General features: G+C 66.5%; 11 protein-coding genes and 3 tRNA genes. 7 read left to right on the top strand and 7 right to left on the bottom strand.

Going from position 1 to position 13886, the window contains the following annotated elements:
- Positions 1-4: 4 nt before the first annotated feature.
- From C793_RS0102935 to C793_RS0102915, 5 genes are all read right to left on the bottom strand, one after another.
- A tRNA-Thr gene (locus tag C793_RS0102935) sits at positions 5-79 on the bottom strand.
- Between the two features lie 25 nt (positions 80-104).
- A tRNA-Gly gene (locus tag C793_RS0102930) sits at positions 105-178 on the bottom strand.
- A 25-nt stretch (positions 179-203) separates the two neighbouring features.
- Positions 204-287, bottom strand: a tRNA-Tyr gene (locus tag C793_RS0102925).
- A 151-nt stretch (positions 288-438) separates the two neighbouring features.
- The gene (locus C793_RS0102920; RefSeq protein WP_017429459.1) at positions 439-1278 is read right to left on the bottom strand and encodes a type III pantothenate kinase; all 840 of its coding nucleotides are present in this window, start codon (positions 1276-1278) and stop codon (positions 439-441) included.
- On the bottom strand, positions 1275-2258 hold the full coding sequence (locus C793_RS0102915; RefSeq protein WP_017429458.1) for a biotin--[acetyl-CoA-carboxylase] ligase: 984 nt from the start codon (positions 2256-2258) through the stop codon (positions 1275-1277). The genes C793_RS0102920 and C793_RS0102915 overlap by 4 nt, the downstream gene beginning before the upstream one ends.
- 207 nt (positions 2259-2465) lie before the next feature.
- Here C793_RS0102915 and typA point away from each other — a divergent pair, with 207 nt between their 5' ends.
- Entirely contained in the window at positions 2466-4292 is a 1827-nt protein-coding gene (gene typA / locus C793_RS0102910) for a translational GTPase TypA (RefSeq protein ID WP_017429457.1), read from the top strand.
- 76 nt (positions 4293-4368) lie between these two features.
- Here typA and C793_RS0102905 read toward each other — a convergent pair whose 3' ends face one another.
- Positions 4369-4605: a hypothetical protein gene (locus tag C793_RS0102905; protein WP_017429456.1), complete on the bottom strand. Its 237-nt coding sequence runs from the start codon at positions 4603-4605 to the stop codon at positions 4369-4371.
- 173 nt (positions 4606-4778) lie between these two features.
- On the opposite strand from C793_RS0102905, the gene C793_RS13470 reads away from it, so the two are divergent.
- A complete protein-coding gene (locus C793_RS13470) occupies positions 4779-5399 on the top strand; it encodes a TlpA family protein disulfide reductase (RefSeq protein ID WP_017429455.1) in 621 nt (206 codons plus the stop codon).
- Positions 5400-5543: 144 nt separating this feature from the next.
- On the top strand, positions 5544-8507 hold the full coding sequence (rapA, locus tag C793_RS0102895) for an RNA polymerase-associated protein RapA (protein ID WP_017429454.1): 2964 nt from the start codon (positions 5544-5546) through the stop codon (positions 8505-8507).
- Between the two features lie 22 nt (positions 8508-8529).
- On the opposite strand, the gene C793_RS0102890 is transcribed toward rapA, so the two are convergent.
- Positions 8530-9456, bottom strand: a complete 927-nt coding sequence (locus C793_RS0102890) for a TIGR01777 family oxidoreductase (protein ID WP_017429453.1) — start codon at positions 9454-9456, stop codon at positions 8530-8532.
- Positions 9457-9742: 286 nt separating this feature from the next.
- On the opposite strand from C793_RS0102890, the gene C793_RS0102885 reads away from it, so the two are divergent.
- The 4 genes from C793_RS0102885 (at position 9743) to C793_RS0102870 (ending at position 13886) form a co-directional block, all read left to right on the top strand.
- Positions 9743-10807, top strand: coding sequence for an NAD(P)/FAD-dependent oxidoreductase (locus tag C793_RS0102885; RefSeq protein WP_051038326.1), 1065 nt, complete (start codon positions 9743-9745; stop codon positions 10805-10807).
- Between the two features lie 141 nt (positions 10808-10948).
- Complete coding sequence (locus C793_RS0102880) at positions 10949-11869, top strand: MerR family transcriptional regulator (protein WP_017429451.1); 921 nt, start codon at positions 10949-10951, stop codon at positions 11867-11869.
- A gap of 124 nt (positions 11870-11993) precedes the next feature.
- The gene (gene phrB, locus C793_RS0102875; RefSeq protein WP_017429450.1) at positions 11994-13412 is read left to right on the top strand and encodes a deoxyribodipyrimidine photo-lyase; all 1419 of its coding nucleotides are present in this window, start codon (positions 11994-11996) and stop codon (positions 13410-13412) included.
- Between the two features lie 39 nt (positions 13413-13451).
- Positions 13452-13886 (top strand): nuclear transport factor 2 family protein, encoded by a 435-nt coding sequence (locus C793_RS0102870; protein ID WP_017429449.1) that lies wholly within the window; start codon positions 13452-13454, stop codon positions 13884-13886.

Genomic DNA, 13886 nt, shown 5'->3' with positions numbered 1-13886 from the left:
TGTATGGAGCTCATGGACGGAATTGAACCGTCGACCTCACCCTTACCAAGGGTGTGCTCTACCCCTGAGCTACATGAGCAAAACCTTGCGAAGCGGCACGGAACTGGAGCGGGCAGCGGGGATCGAACCCGCATCATCAGCTTGGAAGGCTGAGGTTCTACCATTGAACTATGCCCGCAGACTTGCCTTGCCTGCCCTGAAACTGGTGGAGGGAGAAGGATTCGAACCTTCGAAGCTTTCGCGGCAGATTTACAGTCTGCTCCCTTTGGCCACTCGGGAACCCCTCCAGTGCTCGCGGCGCATTTTACCGCTATCAAGGGCGTTGTCAACAAGTCGGCTCATTGAATCCGAATCTTACGTCTCGGCTACTGAACCGTCGATGACCTGTTGCGCAGCCGTTGCCGGCCTGCCTTTTGCCCTCGAACGCGGCGCATTCTGTCAAAGCAGCATCGACAACGCAAGCCCGCCACGAATTTTTTCCAGCGCGAGGGTATCGGGTACGCCCGGTGCGCCGGTCATCTTGCCCGCACGCTCGGGCATGGTCAGCGGAAAGCGCGCTTCCAGGCCGCCATAGACCATATCCGGCCAGACGGCGTGGGGCACGGGCAGCCCGCGCGACACCACCCGGGCATCGCCGCCGGTAAGTAATAGCGGCAGCGCCACGCCGTGCTGGTCGCAGACTTCGCTGTACATGCGCTGCACGGCACTGGTCGCCGACATGAAAATACCGTGATTGACCGCGTCCACGGTGGAGTGCCCCGGCGTCAGCAGGGTATCGGCGGCATCTTCCGAATCGATGGAGACGTTGCGTGTGCCCAGCTTTAAGCTTTCCTTCATCAGCCGCAGTCCGGGCATGATATAGCCGCCCAGATGCGTGCCGCCGGGCAGCACAAAATCCACGGTGATAGCGCTGCCGCAGTCCACCGCGCAGCAGCCGCCCGCCAGCTGATAGCCGGCCAGTGCGCCCAGCCAGCGGTCCACCCCCAGCCGCCAGGGTTCGCGGTAGCCGTTGGTGACCCCCAACGCTTCGCGGGTTGAGCGCCCCACATAAACCCGGGGCACGCGGCAGCGCAGCAGCTCTACCGTTTCATCCAGCACGGCGCGGCGCGCCACGCTGGAAATGCGCACGGCTTCGACCACGTCGAGATCGGGAATGTCGGCCCCCGGACGCCACTCCTCCCGGGTCCAGACGGCCCCGCGCGAGCGGATTTCGCTGCTGGCGGTGTCTTTCAGACGCCACTTCGACAGCGTGTTGCCAATATCCAGATCGAGAATCATGGCTGCCTGCGCACGCTGATTTCTCCCCCGGCCAACCGCCGGTCACGGCCTTTCTCGCAGACCCAGAGATTGCCGTCGGCATCGGCCTCCCCGGCCACCGCTGCGCTCTGCGCGTTACCCACGGTGACGTCGACCGCCTGGCCGGCGTAGGCGTGACGGCGATTCCAGGCGTCCTGCCAGGCGCCGAATCCGGCGTCCTCGAAACCGTCGAGCATCGCCAGCAGCCCGGCCGCCAGATCGGCCGCCAGGGCGTTGCGGTCAAGGTTCGGGCAGACATCCGCCAGGGCCGCGGCCGGCTGGCCGATGGCCTCGCGGATGGCGTCGGTCAGCGACAGATTCATGCCCATACCGATCACCACGTCGCAGGGCCCCGCCGCATCGCCGGTCACCTCCACCAGAATCCCGGCGAGCTTGGCCAGGGTGGCGTCGGGGGTCGTGAGCAGAATATCGTTGGGCCATTTCAGCTGCGGCCGGGCACCGTGCTCCTCGAGCACTCGGGAGACGACGACGCCCACGGCGAGACTCAACCCCTCCAGCGCCGCCACGCCGCTGTCAAAACGCCAGCCCACCGAGAGCATCAGACTTTGCCCCCAGGGCGTGTCCCAGCGGCGGCCGCGGCGACCGCGCCCGGCCGTCTGCTGTTCGACAAAGCAGATTTCGCCGTGCCCGGCGCCCTGGCCGAAACGCTGGCGAATAAACTCATTGCTGGTGGGCAGCGTGTCCTCGACGAACAGCCGAACCAGCCGGCGCCGCGCGTCGGCGGGCAGCTGCTCCACGATGCGGGCGCCATCCAGCGGCGTGAGCGCCTGCATCAAACGGTAACCGCGCCCCTTGACCGCTTCCAGCCCGATGCCGGAGGCCTCCACTTTTTTCAACTGCTTCCAGACGGCCGCCCGGGAAATACCCAGCGCCTCTCCCAGCTGCTCGCCGGAGTGCACGTCGCCGTCGCTTAACAAGCGCATCAGGTTACCAATGGTCATGACCCTGCCCTGCCGGGGAAAAAGCCTATCCTACCGGATGCCGTACAGCGGCGAAAAGCATTACCCACGGGTCCCCGGGGCTATCGCCGTTGGTAATATTCGCGGACCCGGCGAACGCGCCGAGGCGATCAATGCGACACAGCGCTAGCCGCAGCGTGCCCGAACCCCCTATAATGCTGTCCTATTTTTTTCAAGCAGGATCGCTTCGTGATCGAGAATCTTCGCAACATCGCCATCATCGCCCACGTTGACCACGGTAAAACCACGCTGGTGGACAAACTCCTGAGCCAATCCGGCACGCTGGACCGCAAGGCCGAAGGCCAGGACCGCGTCATGGACTCCAACGACCAGGAAAAGGAACGCGGCATTACCATCCTGGCCAAGAACACGGCCATCCAGTGGCAGAGTGAAGCCGGCACCGACTACCACATCAACATTGTGGACACGCCGGGGCACGCGGACTTTGGCGGCGAAGTAGAGCGCGTTCTCTCGATGGTGGATTCGGTTCTGCTGATGGTCGACGCCGTTGACGGCCCCATGCCGCAAACCCGCTTTGTTACCCAGAAAGCCTTCGACAAGGGGCTCAAGCCGATCGTCGTGGTCAACAAGATAGACCGCCCCGGCGCGCGCCCCGACTGGGTCATCGACCAGATCTTTGACCTGTTCGACAACCTGGGTGCCAGCGACGAACAGCTCGACTTCCCGATTATCTACTGCTCGGCGCTCAACGGCATCGCCGGCCCGGACCCCGACGAGCTGGCCGACGACATGACGCCGATGTTCCACGCCATTGTGGATATCGTCGAGCCGCCCAGGGTCGAGAGCGACGGCCCCTTCCAGATGCAGGTCTCGGCGCTGGACTTCAACAGCTACGTGGGCGTTATCGGCCTGGGCCGTATCGTGCGCGGCAGCGCCAGGCCCAACCAGCAGGTCAGCGTCATCACCAAGGAAGGCACTGAGCGCAAGGCCAAACTCGGCCAGGTCATGACGCACATGGGGCTCGAGCGCGTACAAACCGACGAGGCCACGGCCGGCGACATTATCTGCATCACCGGCGTCGACAACCTGGCCATCTCCGATACCCTTTGCGACCCCGCCGCTGCCGAGGCGCTGCCGGCGCTTTCGGTGGACGAGCCGACGGTCTCCATGACCTTCCAGGTCAACGACTCTCCGTTTGCGGGCAAGGACGGCAAGTTCGTCACCAGCCGCAATATCAAGGATCGCCTCGAACAGGAACTGATCCACAACGTCGCCCTGCGCGTGGAAGAAGGCGAATCGCCGGAAAAATTCGTGGTCTCCGGGCGCGGCGAGCTGCACCTCTCGGTGCTGCTGGAATCCATGCGCCGTGAAGGCTTCGAGCTTTGCGTCGGCCGCCCCGAGGTCATCATCCGCGAGATCGACGGCGAGCAGCAGGAGCCCTACGAAGAAGTCATTATCGACTGCGAAGAACAGCACCAGGGCGCCATCATGGAAGAGCTGGGCTATCGCAAGGGCGACATGACCAACATGAACCCCGACGGCAAGGGCCGGGTGCGCATCGACTTCCTGATCCCCGCGCGCGGGCTGATCGGCTTCCGCGGCCAGTTCATGACCCTGACCTCGGGCACCGGCATCCTCACCAGCCGCTTTGACCACTACGGCCCGATCAAGCCCGACGCGGCCGTCGAGCGGCACAACGGCGTGCTGGTTTCCATGGTGCCCGGCAAGGCCGTGGCCTATGCGCTGTTCGCTCTCCAGGACCGCGGCAAGCTGATTGTCGAGCACGGCACCGAGGTTTACGAAGGCATGCTGGTGGGCATCAACAATCGCGCCGACGACATGACCGTCAACCCCACCAAGGCCAAGAAAGTCGACAACATGCGCGCCTCGGGCACCGACGAAAGCCTTGACCTGGTGCCGCCCGTGCGCTTCACCCTGGAGCAGGCCATCGAGTTCCTCGACGACGACGAGCTGGTGGAGCTGACGCCCAACCACATTCGTCTGCGCAAAAAGCTGCTCACGGAAAACGACCGCAAACGCGCTCGGAAAAAGTAACCCGGTAAGCGCCCAGGTCCCACGGCTCGCCTTTCGGCGGGCCGTTTTTTTGCCTGGCGTATCGGCCCGATGGGCGCTATGGCGTTTCCTCGCCCTGCCGGCGGCGTGCGCGCTCGCGCTGCCATCGCTTGTGGCGATAGACCCGCACCACGGCGATGCCCAGCGCGGCGGCCAGCATCAGCGCCAGACACAGGCCCTGCCAGGGGCGCGCCGCGTCACCCAGCAGGGTTTCCAGCATGATGATCATGATCAACCCCGCCGCCTGGGTGCCGATCGCCAGCGCCCGCAAGGGATCGTAGCTTGGTCGTGACATAGCCTCTCCGAATGGCTGCTGCATGATGTGGCTGCCAAGGGATGATACGGTCATCCACAAGGCAGGGTCACATCCGTCTGGTGGATGGATTATACCCCGGAACGCCCGCTCAGCGCCCGGCCGCAGACGCTCGGCCGACAACCACGGAAGGAGACGGCCGGACAAGCCCCGTTATGGACATTCCTGCCTGGACGCCGCTTTCTCGCCCGCTCCTCTATCTGCTTGCCGGCGCGCTGCTGATTCTCACCGCCGGGCTGGACCACGCCCTGACGGCATGGCGCGGCCGACCGTCAATGCCGCTGCGCCTGGTGCTGCCGTTGCTGGGGGTTATCGGGCTCTGGCTGGGCGGCGCGCTGTTGGCGCCCGACCGCTCCGCGCCACCGGCCACCCTTCCCGAGCTGACGCTGGAAGACCTCGACGGCAACGCCGTGGCGCTTTCCCGACTCGCCGCTGACCCTTCGAGCGACCGCCGGCCGCTGATCATTCACCTCTGGACGACCCGGTGCCCGCCCTGCCGGCGCGACCTGCCGCAGCTCGCCGCTATCGACCGACGCGACGACGTGCGCGTGGTCAGCGTCAACCAGGGCGAAGACCTGCTGCCGATAGTGCGCTACCTGGACAACCGGGGGCTCACTTTCAGCCGCGTATTGCGCGACCCCCGGCAGCGGCTGATGGCCCGCTTTGACGCCCCACGGCTGCCCCTGACCCTGCTGCTCGACCCTCGGGGCCGGGTACAAAAGCGCCATAGGGGCCGCCTGAGCCGCGCCACGCTGACTGGCTGGCTGGACGACTGATACATCGAGCGGTGCCTGCGGCGGGCAAAGCGCACCGGGCACCTTAATCCGCCTGCCGCTTTGCGTTAGAATCCCCCGCCCCTGGCGCGCGGCCGGCGTTTTACCGGCGGCGCCTCCCTGACCGACTGCATCCTCCGAGGCACCATGAGCGAATTTTCTCCCGGCCAGCGCTGGATCAGCGACGGCGAAGCCGAACTCGGGCTTGGCACCGTGCTCAACTGCGACGCCCGCAGCGTGACCATCCTGTTCAGCGCCAGCCAGGAAACCCGCACCTACAACACCCGCCAGGCCCCGCTGACCCGGGTTGCCTTCGGCAGCGGCGACCGTATCACCGCCGCGGACGGCTGGCAGATGACCGTACACGACAGCCGCACGCATCAGGGACTCATTGTTTACCTGGGCAGGGATGCCGACGGCCACGACTGCGAGCTGCCGGAAGCCCGGCTGGCCGACAGCATGCAGTTCGACCAGGCGCGCGACCGCCTGCTCACCGGCCAGGTCGACCGCAACGACTGGTTTGACCTGCGCTTTCGCACCCTGCACCACTATCAGCGCACCGAAAAGCACCCGGCGCTGGGGTTGGCCGGGCCGCGCATCGACCTGATTCCCCACCAGCTCTACATCGCCGACGAAGTCGCCCGCCGTCATGCCCCGCGCGTGCTGCTCGCCGACGAAGTCGGGCTGGGCAAGACCATTGAAGCCGGGCTGATTCTGCACCGCCTGCTGCTCGCCGGGCGCGTCGAGCGCGCGCTGATACTGGTACCCGACAGCCTCACCCACCAGTGGCTGGTGGAGCTGCTGCGCCGTTTTGCGCTCAACGTCACCCTGCTGGACGAACGCCAGAGCAATGCCCTCGAAGACGGCCTCGATGACGGCAACCCCTTCGCTGGCGGCCAGCTGGTGCTCGCCAGCCAGGACTGGCTGTTTGCCAATCCCGCGCGCCGGCAGCAGGCGCTCGACGCCGGCTTTGATCTGTTGATCGTCGACGAGGCCCACCACCTCGACTGGAGCGAAGCGAGCAGCGGCCCGGGTTATCAGTGCGTTGAAGCCCTGGCGGGCGAGATCGATGCCCTGCTGCTGCTCACCGCCACCCCCGAACAGATGGGCGTGGAGAGCCACTTTGCCCACCTGCGCCTGCTCGACCCCGACCGCTACCACGACCTGGCCCGATTCAGGGAAGAAGAGCGCCACTACGCCGAGGTCGCCGCCGCCATCGAAGCGCTGGACGCCCTGCCCGGCAGCGCTGACGCCCAGACCAGGATCGAAGCAGTAATTGACGACCACGACAGCCAGGCGCTGTTGGCGACGCTGACCGGCACCGGGGTCGATGCCGAACAGCAGGAGAGCGCCCGACATCGGCTGCGCGATGCGCTGCTCGACCGCCACGGCACCGGCCGGGTCATGTTTCGCAACAGCCGCCGCCACGTGGGCGGCTTCCCCGAGCGGCGCCTGCACACCGCCACGCTCGAACAGCCCTCGGCCTACCGCCGGGTGCTGCGCCGGCTGGAGCGCGACGAGGACTACCTCGACGAGCTGCTGATCGAAACCGGCATGGACCACCCGGACGTGCTTATCTACCCGGATGCCATGTACCGCGAACTGACCGGCGACCCGCTCAACCAGGAAGCCTGGTGGCACATCGATCCGCGCGTCCAGTGGCTGCTGGAACGCCTGAGCGACGATAGCGATAGCGGCTTTGCCGGCGAAAAGGTGCTGGTCATCGCCCACCACCGCGAGACCGCCGAAGGCCTGGCCGAAGGGCTGCGCAGCCTGGGCGGCTACCACGCGCCGGTCTTCCACGAAGACCTCTCGCTGATCGAACGCGATCGCGCGGCGGCCGCCTTCGCCGCCGAGGAAGACGGCTGCCAGGTGCTGGCCTGTTCGGAAATCGGCTCCGAAGGCCGCAACTTCCAGTTCTGCCGCCACCTGGTCATGTTCGACATGCCCCAGCACCCGGACCAGCTGGAGCAGCGCATCGGCCGGCTCGACCGCATCGGCCAGCAGCACGCCATCAACATCCACGTACCGCTGTTTGACTCCAGCCCCGGCGCGCGGCTGATGCGCTGGTACCACGAAGGCATGGACGCATTCAGCACGCCCCACGGCGTAGGCAACGAGCTGTTCGACGCCTTCGGCGATGCGCTGGCCGATGCCCTGCTGGACGACGACGAGCTCGACAGCCTGATTGCCGAAACCCACGCCCTGTACACCGCCAAACGCGCCGAGCGCGATGCCGGACGCAACCGCCTGCTGGAGCTCAATGCCTGCCGCCCGGCGCGCGCCGAGCGCATCATTGAAAGCGTCCGCGAGCTCGACGCCGATACTGCGCTGCCGCGTTACGTGGAGCGCGCGCTGGATATCTTCGGCGTCGACAGCCAGGACCTCGGCCAGGGCCTGATGCACCTCAAGCCCGGCGCGCAAATGCTGGACGGCCTGCCCGGGCTGGCGAAGGGCGAAGACGGCTTTACCGCTACCTACCGGCGCGACCTCGCGCTGGCCCGGGACGACGTTCAACGGCTGTCCTGGGAGCACCCGCTGCTGCGCGAGATGATGGGCCGCATTGTCGACGGCAACATGGGCAATACCGCCGTGGCGCTGTTCAAGCACCCGTCGATTCCCGGCGGCCGGCTCATGACCGAGCTGATATTTCGCACCCACTGCCCGGCCCCCCGGCGGCTGCACCTCAACCGCTTTCTACCGCCCACCGCGGTGCGTGTGCTGCTCGACGAATCCGGCGCCAACTTAAGCGACAGGATCTCGTTTACCGGGCTGGGCAAAAACCTCCAAAAGGTCAAGAAGTCCCTGGCAAGGGATCTGATCAAAAGCCGCCAGGATCAGCTGCGCCAGCTGATGACCCGGGGAGAAAGCGAAGCCGAACGCGAGCTGGCGGGCATGGTCGACGCCGCCAATGCGCGCATGCGCGACCAGCTGGACGGCGAGCTCACGCGCCTCGCGGCGCTGGCCGAACACAACCCGGCGGTGCGCGATGCCGAGCTGGAGGCGCTGACCCGCGAGCGCGACGCCCTGAGCGAGGCGATTGACGCCACCCGCCTGCGCCTAGACGCCGTGCGGGTGATCATCACGGTGGATGCCGAGGGTCAGACGTAAGGCGCTGGCGTAGGGCCTGGGCTCAGCGCGGTGCGAGAATCGCCTCCAGCGCGCGGTCCAGGGTTTTATAGCGAAAGGTAAAGCCCGCCTGCTGCAGGCGCACCGGGCGCATGTCCGCGCCGGTGAGCAGCAGCCGCGACATTTCGCCAAGCCCCGCCTTGAGCACACAGGCGGGCACCGGCAGTACCGCCGGGCGATTCAGCGCCTTGCCCAGCGTTCGGGTAAACTCGGCGTTGGTCGCCGGATGCGGCGCGCTGGCGTTATACACCCCGCTGGCGGACTCGCGCTCCAGCAGAAAGATAATCGCGGCGACCAGGTCATCGCGGTGAATCCACGGCATGAACTGGCGGCCGTTGCCGAAACGGCCGCCCAGCCCCCATTTGAACGGCGGCAGCATTTTCGCCAGGGTGCCGCCGTCTTCGCCCAGCACCAGCCCGATGCGCACGATCGCCGTGCGTACCCCCAGCGCCTCAATCTCGCCGGCGGCGGCTTCCCAGCGCGCGCACAGCCGGTGGGCAAACTCGTCGTGGGGCGGCGTCTCTTCGCTGACCACCGTATCGCGCTGATCGCCCTCGCTCTGCTCGCCGTAGTAGCCCATCGCCGAAGCCGAGATCAGCACCTCGGGCAGCGCGTTGCCGGCTTCCTGAAGCCGCTCGCAGAGCGCCGCCAGCTCGCCGGTAGCCTGCAGCCGGGAGTCGATCATTTCGCGCTTTTGCGCCTCGCTCCAGCGCTTGGCGGCAATGGATTCGCCGGCCAGATTGATCATGGCGTCCGGCGGCGTATCGGCAAACGCCAGGGCGCTGTCGCGCACATCGCAGCCGTCCGGAAGCTGCTCCCGAGCACGCCCCGGGGTGCGCGACACCACCTGAAGGGTATGCCCCTGGCGCGCCAGCGCAGCGCACAGACGCTGCCCGACAAAACCGCTACCGCCGGTTATCAATAGACGCATGACAGGCTCCTTTTTATCAACGACGCCTTTTTAACGACGCCTTGTTTATGGCGCTTCGTTATTGACGCTTTATTAACGACGCTTTATTAACGACGCTTTATTAACGATGCTTTATTATTGAAGGTTGTTCTCGAGGCTTCGTTATTGACGCCTTGTTGTCGACGCTCACCGTTCCGGGTGAGGCAGATTGCAAAACTTACCCATCATTATACAAAACCTGTTCAATGCTGCTAGCATGAATGTGTATCATATCGTGACGCCCACCATGCCGGTTCAGGACACTGCCATGACCCAACCCGCTGACGCCGCCGGCGCCTCTGTCGCCATTATCGGAACCGGTATCGCCGGCCTGGCCTGTGCCCGGGCGCTTGCCGATGCGGGGCTGGCGGTCACGCTGTTCGACAAGGCGCGCGGCCCCGGCGGGCGCATGTCCAGCCGGCGGCGGCCGAATGCCGTGGTGGATCTCGGCGCCCAGGCATTCAGCGCCCGGACGCCGGCTTTCAGCGCCGAGCTGGAAAGCTGGATCAGCGCCGGCTGCGCTGCGCCCTGGCCGGTGAGCACCTGGCGCGCCGGGCCTGACGGCTGGCAGTCCCTGGAAGACGGCCGCGAGCGCTTCAGCGGCGCGCCGCGCATGAGCGCGATCACGCGTCACCTCGCCGGCCGGCTTGAGCAGGCCCACGCCAGTCTGCACAGCCACACACGTATTACCGCCGTCGAGGGCACCGCCGGGGCATTGAGGCTGCACAGCGAAGCGGGCGACATCTTCGAGCCTTATACAGACGTTGTGGTAGCGGTGCCGCCGCCCCAGGCCGAGCCGCTGGTACAGCCCCTGGATAACGCCCTGGGGCAGCTCTGCCGGCAGCTGGAACAGCGCGCCTGCTGGGCCGGCTGGGCCATTTTCGACGCCCCACTGCCCAAGCCCGCGGGGGTCGACGCCGACTGGCAGCAGGCTCACGTCGACCATACGGCGCTGCGCCTGGTATCGCGCAACCACACCAAGCCCGGGCGCGGCGACCAGCCCGAGAGCGTTAGCCTGGTGGCGCAGACCGACTGGAGCGAAACCCACCTGGGAGACGCCCCCGAACGCGTCGCGGATACGCTGCTCGACGCGCTTGAGTCGCTTTTTCCCGGCCGGCCCCTGCCCCGAAGGCTGGACGCCGGCGCGCATCGCTGGCGCTATTCGCAGCCGGTGGCGGGCCAGGCCGCCATGCCCGATGCAGGCTTTGCCAGCGGATCGGCCGGTCTTTCGCTGTGCGGCGACAGCCTCGCCGGCGGCCGCGTGGAAGATGCCTGGCTGTCCGGCGACCGCCTGGGCTGGCACCTGGCCCGGAGTCTTACGGGTTGTGATTGAGCGCCATACATTGTACAACATCACCCTTGTACAGGACGCGCCGCAGAATGGGCGAAACACCCCGCCAAGGGGCAGCCAAACGCCTCCGGCAGCATCGCAACATCATCCTTTCACCACGGCATCCAAGAGGCTCAGGCGCCCATGAGTAACAAGGCGACCCATCCCCACGACACCCCGCTGTACCCCATTCGGGAGGTCTCCCGACTCACCGGGGTCAATTCGGTGACCCTGCGCGCCTGGGAGCGTCGTTACGGCCTGATTCGACCTCAACGCACGCCCAAGGGCCACCGCCTCTACGCTCAGGACGATATCGCCCGTATCGAGCGCATCCTGCAGTGGCTCAATCGCGGCGTCTCGGTGAGCCAGGTGGCGGAGCTGATCAACCAGCCGGAAGCCGTGGAAACGCCGGCCCCGGCCAATCACGATTGGGAGAGCCAGCGGCGTCAGCTGATGACGCTGGTCAACGCCCTGGACGTCCAGCAGATCGAAGCGCTTTACCATCAGAGCCTGGCGCTATACCCGCTCAATACCGTTATCAGCGAGCTCTGGCAGCCGGTGATCCAAATGCTGGAAACCGACTGGCAGGAAACCCCGGACACGGCCGCCCGCCTGACGCTGGAAGCCCTGCTGCGCAGCCAGATCGGCATTCGTCTGCACTACGCCAACCAGGCCACCCGCGGCCCGCTGGTACTGATTACCCCGATGCCCGATGACCCCGGCCCGCTCTGGGGGCTGATGGCGGCGCTGCTCGCCAGCGATCAGGGCTATCGCGTTCAGCTGCTGGACCGCAGCCTGCCGCTGGCAGCGCTTACCGGGGCGGTTACCCGTCTGCGCGCCTCCATGGTGCTGCTGGCCAGCGGGCAGCGCGAAGACGACGCCTATATGCAGCAGACGCTGCCCGAAACCGCCGCCACGCTCGACGTGCCCGTGGGTATCTGCGGCGACATCGCCCGCCGGCGCCAGGACGAACCGGGCGACGAACGCCTGCATCACCTGGGCGACGAGCTGCCCCGGGCCGTGGCCCGCCTGCGGCCGCTGCTGCGCGAGGCCCGGGTGCTATAACCCGCCAGCGACGGCGCCCCGCCGTCTACCGTTACTGTCTATTACGACCGTCCATCACGACCGCTTATCACTACCGTCTATCGTCTACCGCTCAAGGGGACCACCTACCGCTCGGGGAGACCACATGAGCCTGCAGCTACTCTGGTTGCGCAGCGATCTGCGTATTCACGATAACCGCGCCCTGGCCGCGGCTACGGCAGCCGGGCCGGTGGTCGCCGTGTTTCTCCACAGCCCCGCTCAGTGGCAGGCGCACGGCCACGGCGCCAACAAGATCGACTTCTGGCGTCGCGGCGTTGCGGCGCTGGGCGAAGCCCTCGACGGCCTCAACATTCCGCTATTGCAGCGCCATATCGAGCACTTTGACGACGCCCCCCGGGTACTCACCGCGCTGGCCCGGGAGCTCGGCGCCGAAGCGCTGCATTTCAACCGCGAATACCCGCTCAACGAGCAGCGCCGGGACGCCGCCGTGGAGGCCGCGCTTGGCGCCGACGGCATCGCCACCCAGGGCCACCACGACGCCGTGGCCTTCGCCCCGGGCGAGCTGCTGACCGGCAAGGGCGACTACTACGGCGTTTTCACCCCCTTCAGCAAAGCCTGGCACCGCCATATCAGCGCCGACCGTCTGGCCCTGGACGACGCCCCGGCCGCGCAAGCGCCGCTGCGTATTGCCGGCGAAGCGCTGCCGGAACTCGCTCCCCGCCCTGACGATGAGCCAATCGACCCGCGCCGCTGGCCCGCGGGCGAAGACGCCGCCGCCAACCATCTGGCACGCTTTCTACGCTTTCGCGGTCGCTTCTATCAGGGCCAGCGCGACTTCCCCGGCGTGCGCGGCACCAGCGAGCTGTCGCCCTACCTGGCGCTGGGCATGATCTCGCACCGCCAGTGCCTGAACGCGATCATGGCCGAAAACGACGGCCAACTCGCCGACGGCGATGCGGGCCTGACCGCCTGGGTCAACGAGCTGATCTGGCGCGAGTTCTACCAGCACGTCGCGGTGGGCTTCCCCCGGGTCTGCCGGCATCAGCCGTTCAAGCAAAGCACCCTGGCGCTGGAGTGGCGCGACGACTCAGACGGCTTTGCCGCCTGGTGCGAAGGGCGCACCGGCTACCCGCTGGTGGACGCCGCCATGCGCCAGCTGGTAGCTACCGGCTGGATGCACAACCGCCTGCGCATGGTCACGGCGATGTTTCTCGCCAAGCACCTGCTCATCGACTGGCGGCGGGGCGAGGCATTTTTTCTCCGCCACCTGGTCGACGGCGAGTTTGCCGCCAACAACGGCGGCTGGCAGTGGGCGGCGTCCACCGGCACCGACGCCGTGCCGTACTTTCGCATCTTCAACCCCACCACTCAGTCCACCCGCTTCGATCAGGACGCCGCGTTCATCGCCCGCTGGGTGCCCGAGCTGGCGCCACTGGCGCCCAAATCGCGGCACAATCCGCCTGCCGCCGAGCGCGCGCACCTTGGCTACCCCAAACCCATTGTCGACCACAAGGCCGCCCGCCAGCGCGCGCTGGACGCCTTCAAGGCGCTGGGCCAGGGCTGAACGGCACGGCCACCCACAACGACGTTCGAGGAGGTCGCCATGTCCCGGGACACGGCGCTGGAGGCGTTCTGCGCCTTCTTCAACAAACTCGACAAAAATTGTACAAACGGCTTGTACGATGTATATACTCATGACGTGGCGTTCAGCGACCCGCTGCACCGCATCAACGGGATCGAAGCGCTAAAAGCCTATTTTGACGGAATGTACGACAACGTCAGCCGCTGCCGCTTTGACTACCACGACAGGCACCTGAACGGCGATACGGCGTTTGTGACCTGGACGCTGCACTTTGCCCATCCGCGGCTCAACGGCGGGCAGCTCATCAGCGTCGAAGGCTGCTCGCAGCTACATTTTACCGCCGACGGCCACGTCGATCGCCACCGCGACTACTTTGATGCCGGCGCCATGCTGTACGAAAACGTGCCCCTGCTGGGGCGCGCCGTGCGCTGGTTGAAACGCCGCGCCGCCCGCTAA

This window comes from Vreelandella jeotgali Hwa, from assembly GCF_000334215.1.
Lineage (GTDB): Bacteria > Pseudomonadota > Gammaproteobacteria > Pseudomonadales > Halomonadaceae > Vreelandella > Vreelandella jeotgali.
This window is presented reverse-complemented; position numbering and strand designations above follow the sequence as displayed.